The sequence below is a fragment of the Pseudomonas hygromyciniae genome (genome assembly GCF_016925675.1).
In the GTDB taxonomy this organism is placed as follows: Bacteria; Pseudomonadota; Gammaproteobacteria; order Pseudomonadales; family Pseudomonadaceae; genus Aquipseudomonas; species Aquipseudomonas hygromyciniae.
In genome coordinates this window covers 5,085,890-5,105,772 of the sequence record NZ_CP070506.1, presented here as the reverse complement: position 1 = coordinate 5,105,772, position 19,883 = coordinate 5,085,890, and the positions used below count along the sequence as shown (strand labels likewise).

Sequence of the window (19,883 nt, the reverse complement as noted above, 5' to 3'; positions counted from 1 at the left end):
GTTGCAAACATGTTCAATGACATTGGTCGCCTCGGTAAATACCTCGGTCAGGCCGCACGCCTGATGGTCGGCATGCCCGACTACGACACCTACGTCGAGCATATGCAAACCAAGCACCCGGACAAGCCGATGATGGACTACAAGGCGTTCTTCCGGGAACGCCAGGAAGCCCGTTACGGCGGCAAGGGCGGGCCCAAGTGCTGTTAAGTTGGTAAAACTGCTTTAACTGTAGGAGCGAGCTTGCTCGCGAAAAACCCAAGGACACCACGTGCATCCTGATAGCACGCGTTATCGTTGACGTTCTTCGCGAGCAAGCTCACTCCTACAGTGGTTTTTGCGTTCCCATTTTTCAGGAGAATATTTTTGTCCTCTCCCATCCCCGTCACCGTCCTCAGCGGCTTCCTCGGCGCTGGCAAGACCACCTTGTTGCGTCATCTGCTCAAGGCCGAACACGGCTTGAAAATCGCCGTGATCGAAAACGAATTCAGCGACGCCGGTATCGACACCCAGTTGCTGGGCGATGAGCCGGTCCAAGTCATGACCCTGTCCAACGGCTGCGTGTGCTGCACCATCCACACCGACCTGACCAAAGCCCTGTACCTGCTGCTCGAACGCCTGGACAGCGGCGAGATCGCCTTCGACCGCCTGGTGATCGAGTGCACCGGCCTGGCCGACCCGGCGCCGGTGGCTCAGACCTTTTTCATCGATGAAGAACTGCGCGAACGCTATATCCTCGACGGCATCATCACCCTGGTGGACGCCGCCCACGCCGAACACCACCTGACCCAGACCATCGCCCAGGCCCAGATCGGCTTTGCCGACCGCCTGCTGGTGAGCAAGCGCGATCTGGTGGACGACGCCAGTTTCGAGGCCCTCAGCCAGCGCCTGACGCGCATCAACCGTCGCGCGCCGATTCGCGTGGTGGAACATGGCAAGATCGATTTGGCTGAACTACTGGATGTGCGCGGCTTCAATCTCAACGCGGGCATGACCTTGCGCCCGGTCAGCCAGGCACCTTCCATCGACCGTATCTCCAGCCTGGTGCTGCGCACCGAACAACCGCTGGATATCGACCGCCTCAGTGAGTTCATGAACGAACTGCTGGAAGAACATGGCAAGCAACTGCTGCGCTACAAGGGCGTACTGAACATTGCCGGGGAGGATCGGCGCATGGTGTTCCAGGGCGTGCTCAAGCTCTACGGGTTCGATTGGGACACCGAATGGGCCGAGGGCGAGGCGCGGGAGAGTGTGATTGTGTTTATTGCCGACGAATTGCCGGAAGACAAAATCCGCGCAGGTTTTGCGCGCGTTTACCAATCCTGACCTGAAACACAGTCAAAAATGTGGGAGCGGGCTTGCTCGCGAAAGCGACCTGTCAGTTGATGCATATGCTGACTGATACACCGCTTTCGCGAGCAAGCCCGCTCCCACCTTTTGATCTACATTCCAAATTCAAATCGGCATAAGAAAGCCCGCCTGTAGGAGCGAGCTTGCTCGCGAAGAACTCATAGGCACCGCGTGCATTCAGGATGCACGCCTTACCGTTGACGTTTTTCGCGAGCAAGCTCGCTCCTACACAGCGGGCTTTTTATTCAAGCGACTGCAATCAAGCGCCGTATACCGGCAGCTTCTTGCAGATGGCCTTGACCTTCTCACGTACCGCGTCGATCACGGCTTCGTTGGACAGGTCTGCCAGGATGTCGCAGATCCAGCCAGCCAGTTCCTTGCACTCTGCTTCCTTGAAGCCACGAGTGGTCACGGCCGGGGTGCCGAAGCGCAGGCCCGAGGTGACGAACGGCGAACGTGGGTCGTTCGGTACCGAGTTCTTGTTGACGGTGATGAAGGCTTTGCCCAGGGCTGCGTCAGCATCTTTACCGGAGATGTCCTGCTTGATCAGCGACAGCAGGAACAGGTGGTTTTCAGTACCGCCGGAAACCACGTCAAAACCGCGCTCGATGAACACACTGGCCATGGCCTGGGCGTTTTTCACCACTTGTTGCTGGTAAGTCTTGAACTCAGGCTGCAACGCTTCCTTGAAGCAGATCGCTTTGGCGGCGATCACGTGCTCCAGCGGGCCACCCTGGGCACCCGGGAATACCGCGGAGTTCAGCTTCTTCTCGATATCGGCGTTGGCGCGAGCCAGGATCAGGCCACCACGTGGACCGCGCAGGGTCTTGTGGGTCGTAGTGGTCACGACGTCAGCGTAAGGCACCGGGTTCGGGTAGACGCCAGCGGCGACCAGACCGGCCACGTGGGCCATGTCGACGAACAGGTAGGCGCCAACCTTGTCGGCGATTTCACGGAAGCGTGGGAAGTCGAGGATCTGCGAGTAGGCAGAGAAACCGGCCACGATCATTTTTGGCTTGTGCTCGACCGCCAGGCGCTCGACTTCGTCGTAGTCGATCAGGCCATTGCCGTCGATGCCGTACTGCACAGCGTTGTACAGCTTGCCGGAGGACGAAACGCTGGCGCCGTGGGTCAGGTGACCGCCGTGGGCCAGGCTCATGCCCAGGATGGTGTCGCCGCCTTGCAGCAGGGCCAGGTACACGGCCGCGTTGGCTTGGGAGCCGGCGTGTGGCTGGACGTTGGCGTAATCGGCGCCGAACAGCTCTTTGGCACGGTCGATGGCCAGTTGCTCGACGATATCGACGAATTCGCAACCGCCGTAGTAACGCTTGCCCGGATAACCTTCGGCGTACTTGTTGGTCAGAACCGAACCTTGAGCCTCCATCACCGCAGGGCTGGTGTAGTTTTCCGAAGCGATCAGCTCAATGTGCTCTTCCTGGCGCACAGCTTCTTGCTCCATGGCGGCAAAGAGATCGGCGTCGTACTTGGCAATAGTCAAATCACGGCTGAACATGGCGGTCCTCAAGGATCGGGGGCAGAAAAGAGGGGCATTCTAACCCAATGGGTTTTAGATGGCATATGAAAGGACATCATGTCGCGGACAAGTGGCGCTCATCCAGAGATGGATGGCGTATTCGAGGGCCTCTTCGCGAGCAAGCCCGCTCCCACATTTGATTTGCGAACACATTCAAATGTGGGAGCGGGCTTGCTCGCGAAGAGGCCATCAGCCTCACCGCAAAACTTCAGTCAAACATGAACAGCGCATCATTACAGAACTGTGCCTCAAACCGATTGGCCGGCATCGGCCGCCCAAACAGATAGCCCTGCACCTCGTCACAGCCATGCTCGCGCAGGAAGTCCAGTTGCTCATGGGTTTCCACGCCTTCGGCGATCACCGCCAGGTTCAGGCTGTGGGCCATGGCAATGATTGCCCGGGCGATTTGCGCGTCCTGTTCGCCGGACGGCAGGCCGTCCACGAAGGTGCGGTCGATCTTCAGCACATCAATCGGGAATTGCTTGAGGTAATTGAGCGATGAATAGCCGGTGCCGAAGTCGTCCACCGCGATGCTCAGGCCGAGGTTTTTCAGGCTGGCAAGGATCTGCAGGGCCTCGTTGACCTCGCGCATCAGGATACTTTCGGTCAGTTCCAGCTCCAGGCACGCCGGCGGCAGGCCGGTTTCCTTGAGGATGGTGGCGATCCGCGTACCCAACTGTCCATCGGAGAACTGCCGCGCCGAAATGTTCACTGAGACCTTGGGTACCCGTACCTTGTTCTGGTGCCAGGTCTTGAGTTGGCGGCAGGCTTCGTCGATCACCCAGTCGCCCACATCCACCACCAGGCCCAATTCTTCCAGTACCGGGATGAAATCCCCCGGCGGCACCAGCCCGCGGCGTGGGTGACGCCAGCGCAGCAGCGCTTCGGCGCCGGTCAAACGTTTGCCATCGCCACTGAACTGCGGCTGGTAATACAGCACGAACTCGTTCTGTTCCAAGGCATGGCGCAGGTCGCTCTCCAGTTCCAGGCGCTCCAGGGCGCTGGCGTTCATATCGGCCTGGTAGAACTGGAAGTTGTTCTTGCCGCGTTCCTTGGCGTGGTACATCGCGGTGTCGGCGTTTTTCATCAGTTGGCTCAGTTCGTTGCCGTCCTGAGGGCTCAGGGCGATACCGATACTGGCGGTGACAAAAAACTTGCGGCCTTCGAGCACGAACGGTTTCACCAGGCTGGCGAGGATCTGCTCTGCCACGTGGATCGCCCGGTTCAGCGCCATTTCGCGGCTGACCCGTGGTTGCAGGAGCAAGGTGAACTCATCACCGCCCATGCGCGCCACGGTGTCGTCCTCGGCCACACAGCCGAGCAGACGAGTGGCCATTTCCTTGAGCATGCGATCGCCCGCGGCATGGCCCAGGGAGTCGTTGATCGGTTTGAAACGGTCGAGGTCGAGGAACATCAGCACCACCCACGACTTCTGCCGTTCGGCCGACTGCAGCGCGGTGTGCAGGCGGTCCTGGAACAGCGTGCGGTTGGGCAAGTGGGTCAGGGCGTCGTAGTAGGCCAGGCGGTGGATGCGTTGCTCACTGGCCTTGCGCTCGCTGATATCGCTGAAGAAGCACACATAGCTGGCCAGGTCGCCTTCGTCATCCAGCACCGCAGTAATGCCGACCCACGCCGGGTAATGCTCGCCACTGCGGCGCTTGAGCCACACTTCGCCTTCCCAGGTGCTGTGTTGGTGCAGTTGCTTGAGCACATAGCGCAGGTGGGCTTCCTGCTGTTCATCGACGGTGAGCATGTTCGGCAACTGGTCCAGCACATCGGCCACGGCATAACCGCTGACCCGGCTGAACGCTTCGTTGGCCTGCACGATATAGCCGGCCGGGTCGGTGATCAGGATCGCCGAAGTGGAGTGTTCGAATACCGTGGCGGCCATGCGCAAGTCTTTCTCGGCGCGGCGTTGCTGGCTGATGTCACGGCCCACGCCGAGGATGCCTTCGAACGCGCCGTGCTCGTCCCACACCAGCACCAGGCGCAGTTCGATCGGCACCTTGCGCCCATCGGCCCGCAGGCAATCGAACAGGAACAGTTGGGTCTGCACGTCGTCGCGCAGCAGGGCCAGGGCTTCGGGCTGGTCGAGGGCGCGGCTGACCCGTTCTACCAGGGTGTAGATGCCGGTCAGTTGTTGTGGGTTGGCGATGGTCGATTGCCAGCCGTTCTTGAAGATCCAGTCGACTTCATAGCCCAGTACTGCATTCACCGACGGGCTGACGTAGTTGAGGGCCAGCTTGCTGTCGGTGGAGAAAATCACGTCGCTGATACTTTCGGCCAACATCCGGTAGCGCTGCTCGCTGTCGCGCAGGGACTCGCTGGCTTCGATCTGATCGGTGATGTCCTTGGCCACGCCGATGATCCGCGTGACTTGGTCGCTCTTGTCCCGGGCCAGGGCCTGTTCGCGGATCTCGAAGCGCCGCCACTGGTTGTTGCGATGCCGAAAGCGCAGCTGGCACTGCAACTGGGCCAGGTAACCGGCTGCGCGCTGTTGCTGGCGCAGTTCGTGGTAGTACTCGGCGTCTTCAGGGTGCAGCAGGATCTCCCAGAAGTACTCGCCCATCTGCTGCAGTTCGTGTCTGTTGTAGCCCAGGGTATGGCCCAGGTGGTGGTTGCTGAAGATCATCCGTTGGCTGATCACATCCTGTACATACAGGTGATCCGGCACGGTGCGCACCACATCCGACCAGAAGCTTTCGCGCTCCACCAGCGACAGTTCGATCAGTTTGCGGCTGGTGATATCGCTGATGCTGAGGATCACCGCTTTATAGTCGTGCTGTGCTTCCGGCAGGCGCATCACCAGCCACAGGTATTGGTCGTTGCCTTCGATGTCGCTGAGTTGAATCTCCAGCTCCAGCTGTTTTTGCTGGGTCAGCACGGCTTCCAGCACTTGGTAGCCAATAGCGCTGGTGTTCAGTGCGCAACCGTCGATCAAGCGGTCCCAGGCCTGTTCGCAGGACGCCACATTCAGCAGGCGCACCGCCACTTGGTTGACTTCGGTGATGCGCAGTTCCTTGAGCAGTTGCTGGCGTTGCTCGGGGCTGGTTTGCAGCCAGTCCTGCAACTGCTCGCGGGTGTGCAACTGGGCCTTGTCAAAGAACCCCCGCAGGCCCGACAGGTCGAGCACGCACAAGGCCACGCCGGTGCCGTCGAAGATATCCTGATAGCGGCGCCGGCCTTCGTTGACCTGGCGCTGGCGGCGACGCATGTTCAGCAGCACCAGCACCGGGATCAGCGAAAAGGCCAGGCCCAGCAGGCACTTGCCGATAAACGCCGGCAGCAGTTGCTCCAGCACGGCGGCGCGGTCGAACAGGCCGCGCAGTTGCCAGTCGCTTTTGCTCAAGGGGGTGACCAGTACGGTTTTATTCAGTTCTTCCGGGGTCAGCCCGGCCGACCATTGGCTGGGCATACCGTTGTCGCGACTGACAACCCGGTGGTTCAACTGGTTTTCAATTGCCCACATCGGGCGCGGCCCCTGGCCGTCCTGGCGCGTCAGGTTGGCCAGGTAATTGGGGGCCAGGCGCAATGCCCAGTACATTTTTGCGCCGCCACTGGGTTGGTGCAGCAGCAGGTAGATGACGGAGCCGTCGCTGTTATTGCTCAGGTAATAGGACTGGGCATGGCTGCGCTTGACCAGCTCTTCGAGCCAGGCACTGTCTTGGCTGTCGGCGGCGGTGTCATTGATGATCGCGCCACTGGGGGCGAGCAGGGCGACGCTGCGTAGTTCCGGCAGCGAGCGTTGCAAGCTGCGCATCAGGGCCTGGTGCTGTTCTTCGTTGCGCGGCGGCTCGACAATCGGCAGCAGGTTGAGGGCGATTTGCGCGCTCAGGGCCATGTTCAGGCTGATCTGTTCGGCCAGGTCGGCGCTGTAGTTGATGGTGTATTGCTGCTGGTTCTTCTGGTTTTGCTGCAATTGGTCCAGCAGTTGCCAGAACAATAGCGCGAGCAGCAACAGGACCAGCGTCGCCAACGCGCCCTTGAGGGTTCCGTGCAGGGGCGCGCCTGGCGCAATATGGTCTGCGCGCAAGGGGCTTGGCTTTGTTACGTTGGTCAAGCTGTGATCCTGCGGTTTGGCTGTACTGGCGCGCGACGTGCACTATAAGCCGGACGCCCGGAGGGCGGCTAGCATGCCTTGAGTTGTGGCAAAGTGCCAGCCCCACCTGGCGGGACTATAAGGCCGGGCCGGTACGGATCAAGTCATCCGCCAGTTTGAATAGAATTGCCAGCGCAAAGCAACCAATAACCACAGAGGCCGTGCGGTTTATGTTCTGCGTGGTCAACCAGGCATGTCCGCTGCGCTTGATACGCGCACCAAACAGCACCCAGGCGCAGCCAACGGGGATCACTACCACCGTGAATTGCATGACGAACTGCCCGTACAGGGCCATATCGGCAAAAGTCTGCACCGGCACGACGAACGAAACCACCAGCAAACCTTTCGGGTTGATCAGCGTTAGTAAAAAGAAATGCCAGTTCGATACCCGTGCCCCGGGCAGTGGGAGCAGATGGGTGGCAGGCTCGCGCCACAAGCCGTACGAGGTCTTGACCAGGTAACAAATAGATAAGAACTGCATCACCTTCAGGCACCAGGGCGCATTGGCGCCAATATGGCTGAGGGCGTATCCCCAAAAAGAGATCTGCAGCAGGTAAGCCAGGCATTCCAACAGGCTCAGGGGCCAGGCCCGCCTGAAACCCGAGAGCACGCCAGAGCGTAATAACAGGGTATTTGTCGGCCCCGGCATTAATAGCAGCAACCCCAGTGCAGACATGAGGTTAAGCATTGAAGCTGTTTCCCGGGACAGTCATAGGGTAAGGCGTGGTCCAGAATGCATGTGACATGTGTCTTCTTCATTTGAGGAGGCGGGGTATTGTGTGCCATCTGGCCCGCATCAGGAAAAAGCGCGGCTCAAAAGCGCCTGTCAATCTGCCCGCCGCCGCTGACTTAGGTTAACCTTGATCATTCGATGTGCTACGTACAGCGCCATGCCGCTACGCAGGCCCTGTTCTCATCTTTTTACGAGGTCCACATTTTGGCTCAATACGTTTTCACCATGCATCGGTTGGGCAAAGTTGTTCCACCGAAGCGGGAAATCCTGAAAAACATTTCGCTGTCCTTCTTCCCTGGCGCCAAGATCGGCGTGCTCGGCCTCAACGGTTCGGGTAAGTCCACGCTGCTGAAAATCATGGCCGGCGTCGACACCGAGTTCGAAGGCGAAGCGCGCCCGATGCCTGAACTGAACATCGGCTACCTGCCGCAAGAGCCGATCCTGGATCCGTCCAAGACTGTGCGTGAAGTGGTCGAGGAAGCCGTCAGCGTCATCAAGGACGCCCAGGCCCGCCTGGACGAGGTCTACGCGGCCTACGCTGAACCGGATGCCGACTTCGACAAACTGGCCGCCGAACAGGCCAAGCTCGAAGCCATCCTGCAGGCCGGCGATGGTCACAACCTGGAGCGCCAGCTGGAGGTCGCCGCCGATGCGCTGCGCCTGCCGGCGTGGGACGCCAAGGTCGAGCACCTGTCCGGTGGTGAAAAGCGCCGCGTGGCCCTGTGCCGCCTGCTGCTGTCGGCCCCCGACATGCTGCTGCTCGATGAACCGACCAACCACCTGGACGCCGATTCTGTCGCCTGGCTGGAACACTTCCTCCATGACTTCCCGGGCACCGTGGTTGCGATCACGCACGACCGGTACTTCCTGGACAACGTCGCCGGCTGGATCCTGGAACTCGACCGCGGCGCGGGTATCCCTTACGAGGGCAACTACTCCGGCTGGCTGGAAGCCAAGTCCGACCGTCTGGCCGCTGAATCCAAGCAGCAGTCGGCCCATGAAAAGGCCATGAAAGACGAGCTGGAGTGGGTGCGCAAAGGCGCCAAGGCCCGTCAGTCGAAATCCAAGGCCCGTCTGCAACGCTTCGAGGAAATGCAGTCCCAGGAATTCCAGAAGCGCAGCGAGACCAACGAAATCTACATCCCGGCCGGTCCGCGCCTGGGTGACAAGGTCATCGAGTTCAAGAACGTCTGCAAAGGCTATGGCGACCGCGTGCTGATCGACAACCTGTCGTTCTCCATGCCTAAAGGCGCCATTGTTGGCGTGATCGGTGGTAACGGTGCGGGTAAATCCACGCTGTTCCGCATGCTGATGGGCAAGGAGCAACCGGATTCGGGCACCATCGAAGTCGGCGAAACCGTGCAACTGGCCTGTGTCGACCAGAGCCGCGAAGACCTAGACGGCAGCAAGACAGTGTTCCAGCAGATTTCCGACGGTTCCGACCAGATCCGCATCGGCAACTATGAAATCCCGTCGCGCACCTATGTCGGCCGCTTCAACTTCAAGGGTGGCGACCAGCAGAAGTTCGTCAAGGACCTGTCCGGTGGTGAGCGTGGTCGCTTGCACTTGGCCCTGACCCTGAAAGAGGGCGGCAACGTCCTGCTGCTCGACGAACCGTCCAACGACCTCGACGTTGAAACCCTGCGTTCCCTGGAAGAAGCCTTGCTGGACTTCCCGGGCGCCGCGATTGTGATCTCTCACGATCGGTGGTTCCTTGACCGCGTGGCGACACACATCCTGGCGTACGAAGATGACTCGCAAGCGGTGTTCTTCGAAGGCAACTACACCGAGTACGAAGCCGACCGCAAGAAGCGCCTGGGCGAAGCAGCTGCCCAGCCGCATCGTGTACGGCACAAGAAACTGGCCTGAATCGGCTGGTTTGAAAACAGCGGAGCCTTCGGGCTCCGTTTTTTTTTTGGCGCAATTGAGGTGGACCGAGGTGACGTCATCGCAGGCAAGCCAGCTCCCACACTAGATCGAGTCCCTCTGCTACGACACGGTCAAATGTGGGAGCTGGCTTGCCTGCGATAGCGGTTTCACTATTGGTGCATATCCCAAGTTTGAATCCCTGTAAGGGGGCAGAAAAGCAGCGTTATTTATATCTATTGCACCATTTAAATTCACAAAAGCGACATTTTGCCCTGTCGCGGTGCGACATGAATTGATAAAGTCCTGGGCAAATCGCCATTAATGACAATAAATCTGCCGAGACTTTTCATGATCGAATCCGTCGAATCCTTCCTTGCCCGCCTCAAGAAACGCGACCCGGACCAGCCGGAATTCCACCAAGCCGTGGAAGAGGTCCTACGCAGCCTGTGGCCCTTTCTTGAAGCCAATCCCCACTATCTGACCTCCGGCATTCTCGAGCGTATCTGCGAGCCGGAACGGGCCATTACCTTCCGGGTTTCGTGGGTGGATGACCAGGGCAAGGTCCAGGTCAATCGCGGCTTCCGCATCCAGATGAACAGTGCCATTGGCCCCTATAAAGGCGGCTTGCGCTTCCATCCGTCGGTCAACCTGGGGGTGCTGAAATTCCTCGCCTTCGAGCAGACGTTCAAGAACTCCCTGACCTCGCTGCCCATGGGCGGCGGCAAGGGTGGCTCGGACTTTGATCCCAAGGGCAAGAGCGACGCCGAGGTCATGCGTTTTTGCCAGTCGTTCATGAGCGAGCTGTATCGCCATATCGGTGCGGATGTGGACGTACCCGCTGGCGACATTGGCGTGGGCGCTCGGGAAATAGGTTTCCTGTTTGGCCAGTACAAGCGTCTGAGCAACCAATTCACCTCGGTGTTTACCGGCAAGGGCATGAGCTACGGCGGCAGCCTGATCCGTCCGGAAGCCACCGGTTTTGGCTGTGTGTACTTCGCTGAAGAAATGCTCAAGCGCCAGGGCCAGCGGGTCGAAGGCAAGCGCGTGGCGGTTTCTGGCTCCGGCAACGTCGCGCAGTACGCGGCGCGCAAAGTCATGGACCTGGGCGGCAAGGTGATCTCCCTGTCCGACTCCGAAGGCACTCTGTACTGCGAAAGCGGTTTGACCGAGGAGCAATGGTCGGCGTTGCTGGAGTTGAAAAACGTACAGCGCGGGCGCATCAGCGAACTGGCCACGCGCTTTGGCCTGGAGTTCCGCGCCGGCAAGACCCCGTGGGAATTGGCGTGCGATATTGCCCTGCCATGCGCAACCCAGAACGAACTGGACGCCGAAGCCGCCCACAGCCTGTTGCGCAACGGCTGCATCTGCGTGGCCGAAGGCGCCAATATGCCGACCACACTTGAGGCTGTGGATATCTTCGTCGATGCGGGCATTCTGTTCGCGCCGGGCAAAGCCTCCAATGCTGGCGGCGTGGCGGTGAGTGGTTTGGAAATGTCCCAAAACGCCATGCGCCTGCTGTGGACCGCCGGTGAAGTGGACAGCAAGCTGCACAACATCATGCAGTCGATCCACCACGCCTGTGTGCATTACGGTGAGGAAAATGGCCGGGTCAACTACGTGAAGGGCGCGAACATCGCAGGCTTTGTGAAAGTGGCCGATGCGATGCTGGCGCAGGGCATCGTCTAAGCCGTAACGCTGATTCACGGTAGGAGCCGACTGCTGGCGATGATGGCAGGCGTTGGTGAACGGACCTTTCGGTCGCCATCGCTGGCAAGCCAGCGCCTACAGGGGTTTTATTGGCTGCGATAGGCCCGTGCCGCGTCACGGTCCTTCTCTTGCTGCCAGGCGCGCTCGCGCTCGTTCCAGTGGCGCTCCCGGTAGTCATTCTGGTCCTCGCTCTCGCGCATGGCCTTGCACTGGCGAAAGCCGTCCTCCCAGCCTTCGGCGTACGCGCGGTCTTTCAAATAGCGTGGGACGTTCTTGCGAAACGCTCCGGTGATCACCCCGGCCGCCTGCCGCCCGCTGCTGCAGCCATCGTCAAAACCATCAGCGAAGGCCGGTGGATAACCCTTGGCCAGCAACTCATCGTGGGTGGATTGGCACCCTGAAAGTGCCATCACCACGCCCAGCATCACAGCAAAACGCCACATCTCATACTCCCAGGCCGTTGAGCGGCGGATAAGGGAAGTCTAGGAGAGGATTCGTCGGGGAGATGTGAAAGCCGGGTGAGCAATTTGTTTGGACGGCATATTGGTTGTGGCGAGCGGGCTCGCCACCAGGGGTTATGTCGTGGGTTGGGTGAGAGCCGCGTGTTCGGCCAATTCCTGCTGGATGAATGCGCTGATCATCGCCCGATACACCTGTTCAGTGACGTCGGGGTTGGCGCCAAGGGTGTGCGATAGCTCGCGAACCTTGTTGATGACTTGTTCGACACGCTGGGGAGCCTTGACGTCATCGCTGTCTTTTTTAAAGCGCGCAGCCTGGGAGACGAAACTGCCGCGTTCGGCCAGTAGGGCGACGATCTGGTGGTCAAGGCGGTCGATGTTTTCCCGGACTTGTTCAAGGGTGGTGCAGGTAACGGCCATGTCGTAAGAACTCCTGTAGGTATGGGGTAAACACGGACTAAAAATGTGGGAGCGGGCTTGCTCGCGAAAGCGGTGCTTCAGTCAATCTATCCGGCGACTGATACTCCACCATCGCTGGCAAGCCCGCTTGTACACATTGGAATTCAGTGGGTTTTGGAGTTGGGTCAGTAGTGATACCACTTCACTTCCAGCATCACTTCGTTCACCGGTGTGGCCATGTGGCTGAACTCGCGCTGTGCGCTCAGGCGTACGCCGAGGTTACGTGACACTTCCCACTGCTGATTCAGGCTGATACTACGGCGCACTTCGCCATTGGTGAAGAAGTCGCCCTTGGCCTCCAGGCTGAGGTTACCCAGCGGGTTTTTCCACAAGACCCCGGTGTTGAAGCCGGCCGCCGGGGAGATGAATTCGCTGAAGTCGTTGTTATGTTCCACGCGCACGGTGCCGAGGGCGAAGCCGAGCATGTCGTCGTGCAGTTGCCAGGTGCCGCCGGCACCGCCATTGACGTGGCTGACCAGGGTTTCGTCGTCATGTTTGCCCGGCACTCGCTCAAGGCCGCCGGTGACTTGCCAGGACAACGGCTGCAGCAGTTCATTACGCGGGGTCAGGGAGCGGATGGTCGCCAGGTCCAGTTGCTGCAGTTGCCAGTTGTTGCCTTCGTACTGGCGCAGTTTCATCTGCAGGATTTCGATCTGCGCGCCCAGTGGGAAGCCTTCGGCGTTGTCGTTGAGGTCGTGGTACGCCATGCGCAGGCCGTATTCGCCAAATGCCTTGTCGCCACGGGTGCCGATGCCCGCTTGCCAGGTGCGCGATTCATGGCCGTTCTCCGGCAGGCCTGGGCGCTCGATCTGCAGGTCGGGCGCCGGGTTCTGGTTGATTGCCCGCAGCAACTCGAAACTGCGCTGGGAGCGTTCGCTGTCGCGCTCCAGGCCGTTGGCACGGTAGCGGCCCAGGCGGTAGGCGGCGTCGATGATCAGGGCCTGGCGGTCTTTGCCCAGGCTTTTGAACGTGGGGTCTTGCAGTTGTTTCTGGTCATCGCTGATCTTCAGCACCCATTGCTGCTCGTCGCCGTCCAGGGGCTTGGCGCGTTCGAGCAACTCGCGCTCGCGGGACGGGCGGTAATCGATTTTTTCCACTAGGCCCGCGTCCTTCACCGCTTTTACGGTGTCGGTGGGGATGGCGGTCAGCGGGAACTGTTCGGTCAGGCGCAGGCCGGGGCGCGCCACTTGCAGCAGTTCCAGCAGGCGGTACGAGCAGTTTTCGTCGAAGAAGAAGTAGTCGAACTGGATCTGTTTGAGCTCCCACACGTGCTCGACCATGCGCTCGGTTTCGACCTGGGTCAGGTTCAGGCGGTATTCCCACAGGTCACGGTTCTCCAGGCTGCGGTATTCCGAGAGTTTTTCCTGGTAGGGCACCAGGGCGAACAGGCCGGGATAACCGCCCATCAGGCCTTTCCAGGCGTAGAGGATGCTGTTGTCCGAGCCTTCAATGTAGGCGCCGAAGTTGATCGCGTAGCTGAGCAGGGCAGTCTTGTTGCTTTGTACATCGGCCTGGTCGATGCGCAGCAAGGTATGGCCGAACATCGACGACGGGCTGTTGAGATAGGCCGCCGGGAAGATCATCACCGCGCTGTGGGGCGCGACGTCCTTGAACCATTGCTTGAACTCAGCGCAGTCCACGGCCGGCAGGTCGCTCAGGTGCAACTGGTCCTTGAGCCAGCGGGTGCGCGCCGGGTACACGCATTGGGCGTGTTCTTCGCCGAGGCTGGCCGGGGCGTACAGCGCATCGATGGTGGCCTTGAGCTCGGCGTCCGGGTGATGGGCGCCGTCTTTGGCAATGAAGAATTTCTGGTCGCTGACATAGCTGCGCCAGCCTTTGAGCTTGCCGGCTTCGTAGTGCCCCAGCGAAAGCCAGAACGGATCATTGGTCAGTTGCTGCAAACGTTGATCATCAAGATGCGGCGCCGCAGATAGCGGGGCGCAGGCGAAGAGTGCCAGGTAGGCAAGGCGTTTGAGCATAGGGGCAACTTAAGTCGGAATAAATAAAGACCCAAAGCGGGCAGGTCCAAAAAACAAAACCCGCGCCGGATAAGGGCGCGGGCAGGTCGAGCTTAAGCCTGGGTGGCGTATTTCGCCAGACGGGCGTCGCCTTTGAGAACAGCGATGGTGTTGGAGTGCACGTCTTCTGCGGTTACGTCAGCCTTGCTGAAGATCTGCTGGAAGTGTTCGTGAGTCACAGCGGCGAAGTGATCACGATCCTCTGGAGCAACGCCCAGGACCACGGCATAGGTGGTCAGTGCTTCGCCATTGCCTTTGGCCATGTCTTCGGACAGCTCATTCATCATGCCATTCATGGCAATCCACGATTTGCCGCCGTAAGTCAGCGCGCTGTTGGTGCTGCAACCGTTGGTGCCCGAGGTCATGCCGAAGGTGGCGTTACCGGAGGTGCCGTTGGTGGTTGAGGCCAGGAAGTGGGCTGGCGTGCCGCGCTGGCCTTCGAACAGCATGTTGCCCCAACCGCAGTTCGGGCCACCTGGCGCTTCGGCCATTGCATTGAGGGAGACAACGGTGAAGAGAGTACCGAGAAGGATCCGTTTCATAGCTTTGTTCTCTTAGTGTGCAAACCAATGGACAAGGGTTCAGGCGCCTCAAGGCGCCCTAGGGGCCAGTTATTAGTCCAACCCGCGCAGTTTGGAGTTTAGGCATGTTCCAAGGGTTCCGTGGTTTTTTGTAAAACAATCCACGCCGACTGGTTTTTTTGCACGCGGCATCCCGTGTCTATGCTTTACCTCAGTCGTGCCTTGCCAGCCAGCTACGCACGGCGCCAGAATGCCGCCATTGCCCCGCCTGATGTAAGGAAGCCCGATGCCTGATCCTGTTGCTGCCAGCTTGCGTCTAGCGCCCGAAGCGCTGACTCGTCCTTTCTCCGCTGAACAGTTCAGCTTCTCGACCACCAATGACTTGGAGCCCTTTCGCGGTGTGCTTGGCCAGGAACGCGCGGTTGAAGCGTTGCAGTTCGGTGTGGCTATGCCACGCCCCGGTTACAACGTGTTTGTCATGGGCGAGCCCGGTACCGGGCGCTTTTCGTTCGTCAAACGCTATCTCAAGGCCGAAGGCAAGCGCCTGCAGACCCCGGCAGACTGGGTCTACGTCAATAATTTCGACGAGCCCCGCGAGCCGCGTGCCCTGGAGTTGCCTGCAGGCGGTGCGGCGCCGTTCATCGCTGATATCAGCGGCCTGATCGACAACCTGGTCGCCACTTTCCCGGCCGTGTTCGAACACCCGACTTATCAACAGCGCAAAAGCGCCATCGACCGTGCCTTCAACCAGCGCTACGACCGTGCCCTGGATGTGATCGAGCGCCTGGCCCTGGAAAAGGACGTGGCGCTGTACCGTGACAGCAGCAACATCGCCTTTACCCCGATGCTCGATGGCAAGGCCCTGGACGAGGCCGAGTTCTCGCAACTGCCGGAAGCTGACCGTGAGCGCTTCCACACGGATATTTCCGAGCTCGAAGAACGCCTCAACGAAGAACTCGCCAGCCTGCCGCAGTGGAAGCGCGAGTCCAACAACCAGATGCGCCAGTTCAACGAAGAAACCATCACCCTGGCCTTGCAGCCATTGCTGGCACCGTTGTCTGAAAAGTACGCCGAGAACGCCGGCGTGTGCGGCTACCTGCAGGCGATGCAGGTCTATCTGCTCAAGACTGTGGTCGAGTTGTTGGTGGATGACGCAAAAACCGATGCCCAGGCGCGCAAGCTGCTGGAAGAGCAGTACTGCCCGAGCCTGGTAGTGGGCCATCCGCTCAATGGCGGCGCACCGGTGGTGTTTGAGCCGCACCCGACCTACGACAACCTGTTCGGCCGGATCGAATACAGCACCGACCAAGGCGCGCTCTATACCACCTATCGGCAACTGCGCCCGGGGGCGCTGCACCGCGCCAACGGCGGCTTCCTGATCCTGGAAGCCGAGAAAATGCTCAGCGAGCCGTTTGTCTGGGACGCGCTCAAGCGGGCCCTGCAATCACGCAAGCTGAAGATGGAATCGCCGCTGGGCGAGCTAGGTCGCCTGGCTACCGTGACCCTCAACCCGCAAGTGATTCCATTGCAGGTCAAAGTCATCATCATCGGCGCCCGTTCGCTGTACTACACCCTGCAAGACCTGGATCCGGACTTCCAGGAGATGTTCAGGGTACTGGTGGATTTCGATGAAGATATCCCGATGGTCGATGAGAGCCTGGAGCAATTCGCCCAACTGCTGAAAACCCGCACCTCGGAAGAGGGCATGGCGCCGCTGACCTCCGATGCCGTGGCGCGACTGGCGACCTACAGCGCACGGCTGGCGGAGCACCAGGGGCGTTTGTCGGCGCGTATCGGCGACCTGTTCCAACTGGTCAGCGAAGCGGATTTCATCCGTCACCTGGCCGGTGATGAGCGTACCGACGCCGGGCATATCGAGCGCGCGCTGAAGGCCAAGGCCACGCGTACCGGGCGGGTCTCGGCGCGGATCCTTGACGACATGCTCGCCGGGGTGATCCTGATCGACACCGCCGGCGCGGCAGTGGGCAAGTGCAACGGGCTGACGGTGCTGGAGGTCGGTGATTCGGCGTTCGGTGTGCCGGCGCGGATTTCCGCCACGGTATACCCGGGCGGCAGCGGCATCGTCGATATCGAGCGCGAGGTCAACCTCGGGCAACCGATCCACTCCAAAGGTGTGATGATCCTCACCGGTTACCTGGGCAGCCGTTATGCCCAGGAATTCCCCCTGGCGATTTCCGCGAGCATTGCCTTGGAGCAATCCTACGGTTACGTCGATGGCGACAGTGCCTCGTTGGGCGAGGCCTGCACGTTGATTTCGGCGTTGTCGAAGACACCGCTCAAGCAGTGCTTTGCCATCACCGGCTCGATCAACCAGTTCGGCGAAGTGCAGGCGGTGGGTGGGGTCAACGAGAAGATCGAAGGCTTCTTCCGTCTGTGCGAGGCTCGTGGCTTGACGGGCGAGCAGGGCGCGATCATTCCCCAGGCCAACGTCGCCACGTTGATGCTCGATGAGAAGGTGTTGCAGGCCGTGCGGGCAGGGCAGTTCCATGTGTATGCCGTGCGCCAGGCCGACGAGGCGCTGAGCCTGTTGGTGGGCGAGCCTGCCGGTGAGCCGGATGCCGAAGGGCAATTCCCCGAGGGCAGCGTCAACGCCCGCGTGGTTGAGCGTCTGCGGGCGATCGCCGAGATGATCAGCGAGGAAGACCTCAAGGAAGCGGAGAAGGAGTTGGCGCAGCAGGCGTTGGCGGAGGCCAAGCCAACCTGACGCCGTCTCACCCTCTGTAGGCGCTGGCAAGCCGGCTCCTACAGAGGTGTTATGCGCCATATTTTTGGCTGGGTTCTGGGGGCCGACCGCCGTTGGTCCCTACAACCTTGGTTTGTACCGGATTTCTTCTATTCTCAGCTCAAGGGACATCTACAGGAGTCATGGGATAGAGACAGCCTTGCACCTGGAGGCTGAACACCGGATCTACCGAGGGTCGCCGCCATGCCGCGCAACCTTTGCCTCACCCGCCAGTGCCTGGGCCTGGTCACCCGAATTGAATGTTCCATTCGTCCTCTTGCGGGGGATGCTGGGCTGTGGACGTTGCTGTTTGCCGCCGGAATGACCGGCGAGCAGCCCTCGACCATCAAATCCCAAGGGCCGTTCCATGGGCCGTTCGTCGCGGAAAACATTCTTGAATCGATTGTGCAAAGCCTGACACTGCACGGCTACGAGCTGGCCGACGACCCGCAGATATGGTGCCTTCACCTACAGGCTCACCTGCGCCAGCTCAATGGCGGTCGGCTGCCGGCTCTTCACCTGTAGGGCCGGTCTATTTGGTCTCGGGCTTGTCTAGCTTGACCTCAAAGCCATACTGCACGGTGTTCAGCGCAGTGCGCTGGTAGGTTTCAAGCTCGGTCGGTTGGCCATAAAAATAATGCACATCAAACAATGCCGTGCCGTATTCCGCGGCGCGGTGGCTGACGCCGAGGATTTCCTTCAGGTAATTGCCGCTGGCGTCCTTGGCAAAGAACCGCCAACTGTCGGAGGGGAAGAGGGCCTGGTCGACAATTAGCGCGTTGTCCTTGATTGACAGCCCTTTGGGCAGTTGTGCGGTATTGACGGTGTTCTTTTCGATGGTGGCCAGGAACAGCGGGATCGATCCCACGGCAAATGCCGGGGTTTCCGGGAATAGGTTGAGGTCGTAGGTGATGGTGCCGCGCCATGGGTCGACTTCAAAGGCCTCGGTGGGTAACTCGATGGGCTCGCCGCGCTTGCCTTGATCATTTGCGGTAAAGAACGTCAGCGGGGCGTCGCTGCTGGTGCGGGTCGCGCCGATCAGATCGTCATTGAACGTGAAGGGATGGTCAAAGGCGATGTGGGCGGCACTGGCGTCGTCCACCGATTGGCTGATCGTCACGCTGTTTTTCAGTTGCTCATCGGAGAGGCTGGCGCTTTGAACCCACTGCGCAGCCTGATCGTCATACACCGTGACTGGCATGGGCAAGCCCTGCACGGTTTTTTCCAGGCTGTTCTTGTCGAAGCGCCGTATCGGGAGTTCCAGGTCCTTTTGGGTGACTGTAGCGTCGGAGAAATCCAGCACACTGACTTGCAGGTTATCGATCGCCCCGCTGAAGTAGACCTTGGCGTAGTGGCTGGATTGTTGTTGCTCAAAGGCTTTGCGCTCGTCTTCCAGTTGCTTTTCAAAGGTCTCGGACCAGGTTTTCTGCTTGCGCATCTGCTCCAGTTGTTTCTCGTAGAACGCCACCTGGGCGGCACTTTCGTTGATCGAGCCGGAACGGGCAAGAAACTGCCCGGTGCTGTCCCGGGCCTGGACCAGCAGCGGGTTGGGCGACTCATCGGCCACTTGTGGCGCCAGGGGGCTGGTGTTGGTCAGTTCGATCTCGGCGTAGTTGTTTTCCAGGGCCAGCAAGGTAAGCGTGATGTTTTGCTGGGTGTGTTTGCGGCCTACGTCTTGGCGTGTCAGGTCGAAGGTAAGGACTTTACTCGGCGCAATCACCTCGACCTTGCCCTTGAGGGTGACGGGTTGTGGCTGGCTCTTGTTGTCCGTCTCGATGCCTTCGATGAAGGGGTAGGTAACGGTCAGATCGTCCGGGTTGGTCAGGTTGGAGCTGCTGGGGCTCAGTTGAATGCCAGGGTCGGTTTCCGACCATTCCGGCTGGAATGGGATGATCTTGTTGTTGCTTAAGGTCACCGATTGCCATTCCAGGCCATGGGGAAAGGGGAATTGGTCCGGCATATTGAAGCTGAACGGGAACACCGGTTGCAGATCGGTCAGGTAGTCCGAGTGCGAGTTCTTGCGCAGGACGAATAGCCCGTTGATGTAGGTATCCACCAGTGCTTGTGGCGTCGGGTAGTGCGCAAGCGCGGCCAGGGTGTTTTCCCCGTACTCGGTCTCGACGGGTTTGGCATCGAGTTTGATGCGTGCCCGCTCCAGTAGCAGCAGCGAGCCACCCAGTTCGCCTACGGCCTCCTTGAGGCGGGGATCCTGGATGGCGTCCAGGGATTGCTCGAACTGAGCGGTTTTTTCTTCAAGGCTGGCTTGCTTGTGCTCGTCGCTGGGGGAACAGCCGCTGGTCGCCAGCAATGCTACACACAGGCCAAGACTGGCCAAGGGAGATCGCACATCCATTATTTGAGATTCCTGTCCGGCAGCATCGAGCCACTTTAATGA

At 59.9% G+C, this 19,883-nt stretch carries 14 protein-coding genes; 6 read left to right on the top strand and 8 right to left on the bottom strand.

The genetic code is table 11. From position 1 onward, the window contains the following. Positions 1-9: 9 nt before the first annotated feature. Together JTY93_RS22850 and yjiA are read left to right on the top strand one after the other, a co-directional pair. Positions 10-207 carry a YbdD/YjiX family protein gene (locus JTY93_RS22850; protein ID WP_029292120.1) on the top strand — a complete coding sequence of 66 codons (198 nt, stop codon included), beginning with the start codon at positions 10-12 and terminating at the stop codon, positions 205-207. 156 nt (positions 208-363) lie between these two features. Beyond that, entirely contained in the window at positions 364-1,323 is a 960-nt protein-coding gene (gene yjiA / locus JTY93_RS22845) for a GTPase (protein WP_169999406.1), read from the top strand. Between the two features lie 283 nt (positions 1,324-1,606). Here the strand turns inward: yjiA and glyA are convergent, their stop codons facing one another. From glyA to JTY93_RS22830, 3 genes are all read right to left on the bottom strand, one after another. Beyond that, positions 1,607-2,860 (bottom strand): serine hydroxymethyltransferase, encoded by a 1,254-nt coding sequence (gene glyA, locus JTY93_RS22840; protein ID WP_038443507.1) that lies wholly within the window; start codon positions 2,858-2,860, stop codon positions 1,607-1,609. 229 nt (positions 2,861-3,089) lie between these two features. Then, positions 3,090-6,941 (bottom strand): bifunctional diguanylate cyclase/phosphodiesterase, encoded by a 3,852-nt coding sequence (locus tag JTY93_RS22835; protein ID WP_205518913.1) that lies wholly within the window; start codon positions 6,939-6,941, stop codon positions 3,090-3,092. Positions 6,942-7,056: 115 nt separating this feature from the next. Further along, complete coding sequence (locus tag JTY93_RS22830) at positions 7,057-7,668, bottom strand: LysE family translocator (RefSeq protein ID WP_205479473.1); 612 nt, start codon at positions 7,666-7,668, stop codon at positions 7,057-7,059. 249 nt (positions 7,669-7,917) lie between these two features. Between JTY93_RS22830 and ettA the strand changes: the two genes are divergently transcribed. Together ettA and gdhA are read left to right on the top strand one after the other, a co-directional pair. Continuing rightward, positions 7,918-9,582, top strand: a complete 1,665-nt coding sequence (ettA, locus tag JTY93_RS22825; protein ID WP_029292090.1) for an energy-dependent translational throttle protein EttA — start codon at positions 7,918-7,920, stop codon at positions 9,580-9,582. A gap of 348 nt (positions 9,583-9,930) precedes the next feature. After that, on the top strand, positions 9,931-11,268 hold the full coding sequence (gene gdhA, locus JTY93_RS22820; RefSeq protein ID WP_205479471.1) for an NADP-specific glutamate dehydrogenase: 1,338 nt from the start codon (positions 9,931-9,933) through the stop codon (positions 11,266-11,268). Positions 11,269-11,375: 107 nt separating this feature from the next. On the opposite strand, the gene JTY93_RS22815 is transcribed toward gdhA, so the two are convergent. The 4 genes from JTY93_RS22815 to JTY93_RS22800 form a co-directional block, all read right to left on the bottom strand. Further along, positions 11,376-11,732: a hypothetical protein gene (locus JTY93_RS22815; RefSeq protein WP_205479469.1), complete on the bottom strand. Its 357-nt coding sequence runs from the start codon at positions 11,730-11,732 to the stop codon at positions 11,376-11,378. 132 nt (positions 11,733-11,864) lie between these two features. After that, positions 11,865-12,167, bottom strand: coding sequence for a chorismate mutase (locus tag JTY93_RS22810; protein WP_205479467.1), 303 nt, complete (start codon positions 12,165-12,167; stop codon positions 11,865-11,867). A gap of 164 nt (positions 12,168-12,331) precedes the next feature. After that, on the bottom strand, positions 12,332-14,185 hold the full coding sequence (locus JTY93_RS22805; protein ID WP_205479465.1) for an Lnb N-terminal periplasmic domain-containing protein: 1,854 nt from the start codon (positions 14,183-14,185) through the stop codon (positions 12,332-12,334). A gap of 92 nt (positions 14,186-14,277) precedes the next feature. Continuing rightward, complete coding sequence (locus JTY93_RS22800; protein ID WP_029292080.1) at positions 14,278-14,766, bottom strand: DUF3015 domain-containing protein; 489 nt, start codon at positions 14,764-14,766, stop codon at positions 14,278-14,280. A 265-nt stretch (positions 14,767-15,031) separates the two neighbouring features. On the opposite strand from JTY93_RS22800, the gene JTY93_RS22795 reads away from it, so the two are divergent. After that, positions 15,032-17,470, top strand: a complete 2,439-nt coding sequence (locus tag JTY93_RS22795) for a Lon protease family protein (RefSeq protein WP_169998546.1) — start codon at positions 15,032-15,034, stop codon at positions 17,468-17,470. A gap of 222 nt (positions 17,471-17,692) precedes the next feature. Next, positions 17,693-18,013 carry a PA4575 family protein gene (locus JTY93_RS22790; protein WP_169998548.1) on the top strand — a complete coding sequence of 107 codons (321 nt, stop codon included), beginning with the start codon at positions 17,693-17,695 and terminating at the stop codon, positions 18,011-18,013. Between the two features lie 7 nt (positions 18,014-18,020). Here JTY93_RS22790 and JTY93_RS22785 read toward each other — a convergent pair whose 3' ends face one another. Next, positions 18,021-19,841, bottom strand: a complete 1,821-nt coding sequence (locus JTY93_RS22785) for a hypothetical protein (protein ID WP_205479463.1) — start codon at positions 19,839-19,841, stop codon at positions 18,021-18,023. Positions 19,842-19,883 lie beyond the last annotated feature (42 nt).

Coding starts and splice junctions, on each gene's coding strand:
- JTY93_RS22850 (WP_029292120.1), top strand. CDS start 10: ATGTTCAATGACATTGGTCGCCTCGGTAAATACCTCGGTCAGGCCGCA.
- glyA (WP_038443507.1), bottom strand. CDS start 2,860: ATGTTCAGCCGTGATTTGACTATTGCCAAGTACGACGCCGATCTCTTT.
- JTY93_RS22830 (WP_205479473.1), bottom strand. CDS start 7,668: ATGCTTAACCTCATGTCTGCACTGGGGTTGCTGCTATTAATGCCGGGG.
- gdhA (WP_205479471.1), top strand. CDS start 9,931: ATGATCGAATCCGTCGAATCCTTCCTTGCCCGCCTCAAGAAACGCGAC.
- JTY93_RS22815 (WP_205479469.1), bottom strand. CDS start 11,732: ATGTGGCGTTTTGCTGTGATGCTGGGCGTGGTGATGGCACTTTCAGGG.
- JTY93_RS22810 (WP_205479467.1), bottom strand. CDS start 12,167: ATGGCCGTTACCTGCACCACCCTTGAACAAGTCCGGGAAAACATCGAC.
- JTY93_RS22805 (WP_205479465.1), bottom strand. CDS start 14,185: ATGCTCAAACGCCTTGCCTACCTGGCACTCTTCGCCTGCGCCCCGCTA.
- JTY93_RS22800 (WP_029292080.1), bottom strand. CDS start 14,766: ATGAAACGGATCCTTCTCGGTACTCTCTTCACCGTTGTCTCCCTCAAT.
- JTY93_RS22795 (WP_169998546.1), top strand. CDS start 15,032: ATGCCTGATCCTGTTGCTGCCAGCTTGCGTCTAGCGCCCGAAGCGCTG.
- JTY93_RS22790 (WP_169998548.1), top strand. CDS start 17,693: ATGCCGCGCAACCTTTGCCTCACCCGCCAGTGCCTGGGCCTGGTCACC.
- JTY93_RS22785 (WP_205479463.1), bottom strand. CDS start 19,841: ATGGATGTGCGATCTCCCTTGGCCAGTCTTGGCCTGTGTGTAGCATTG.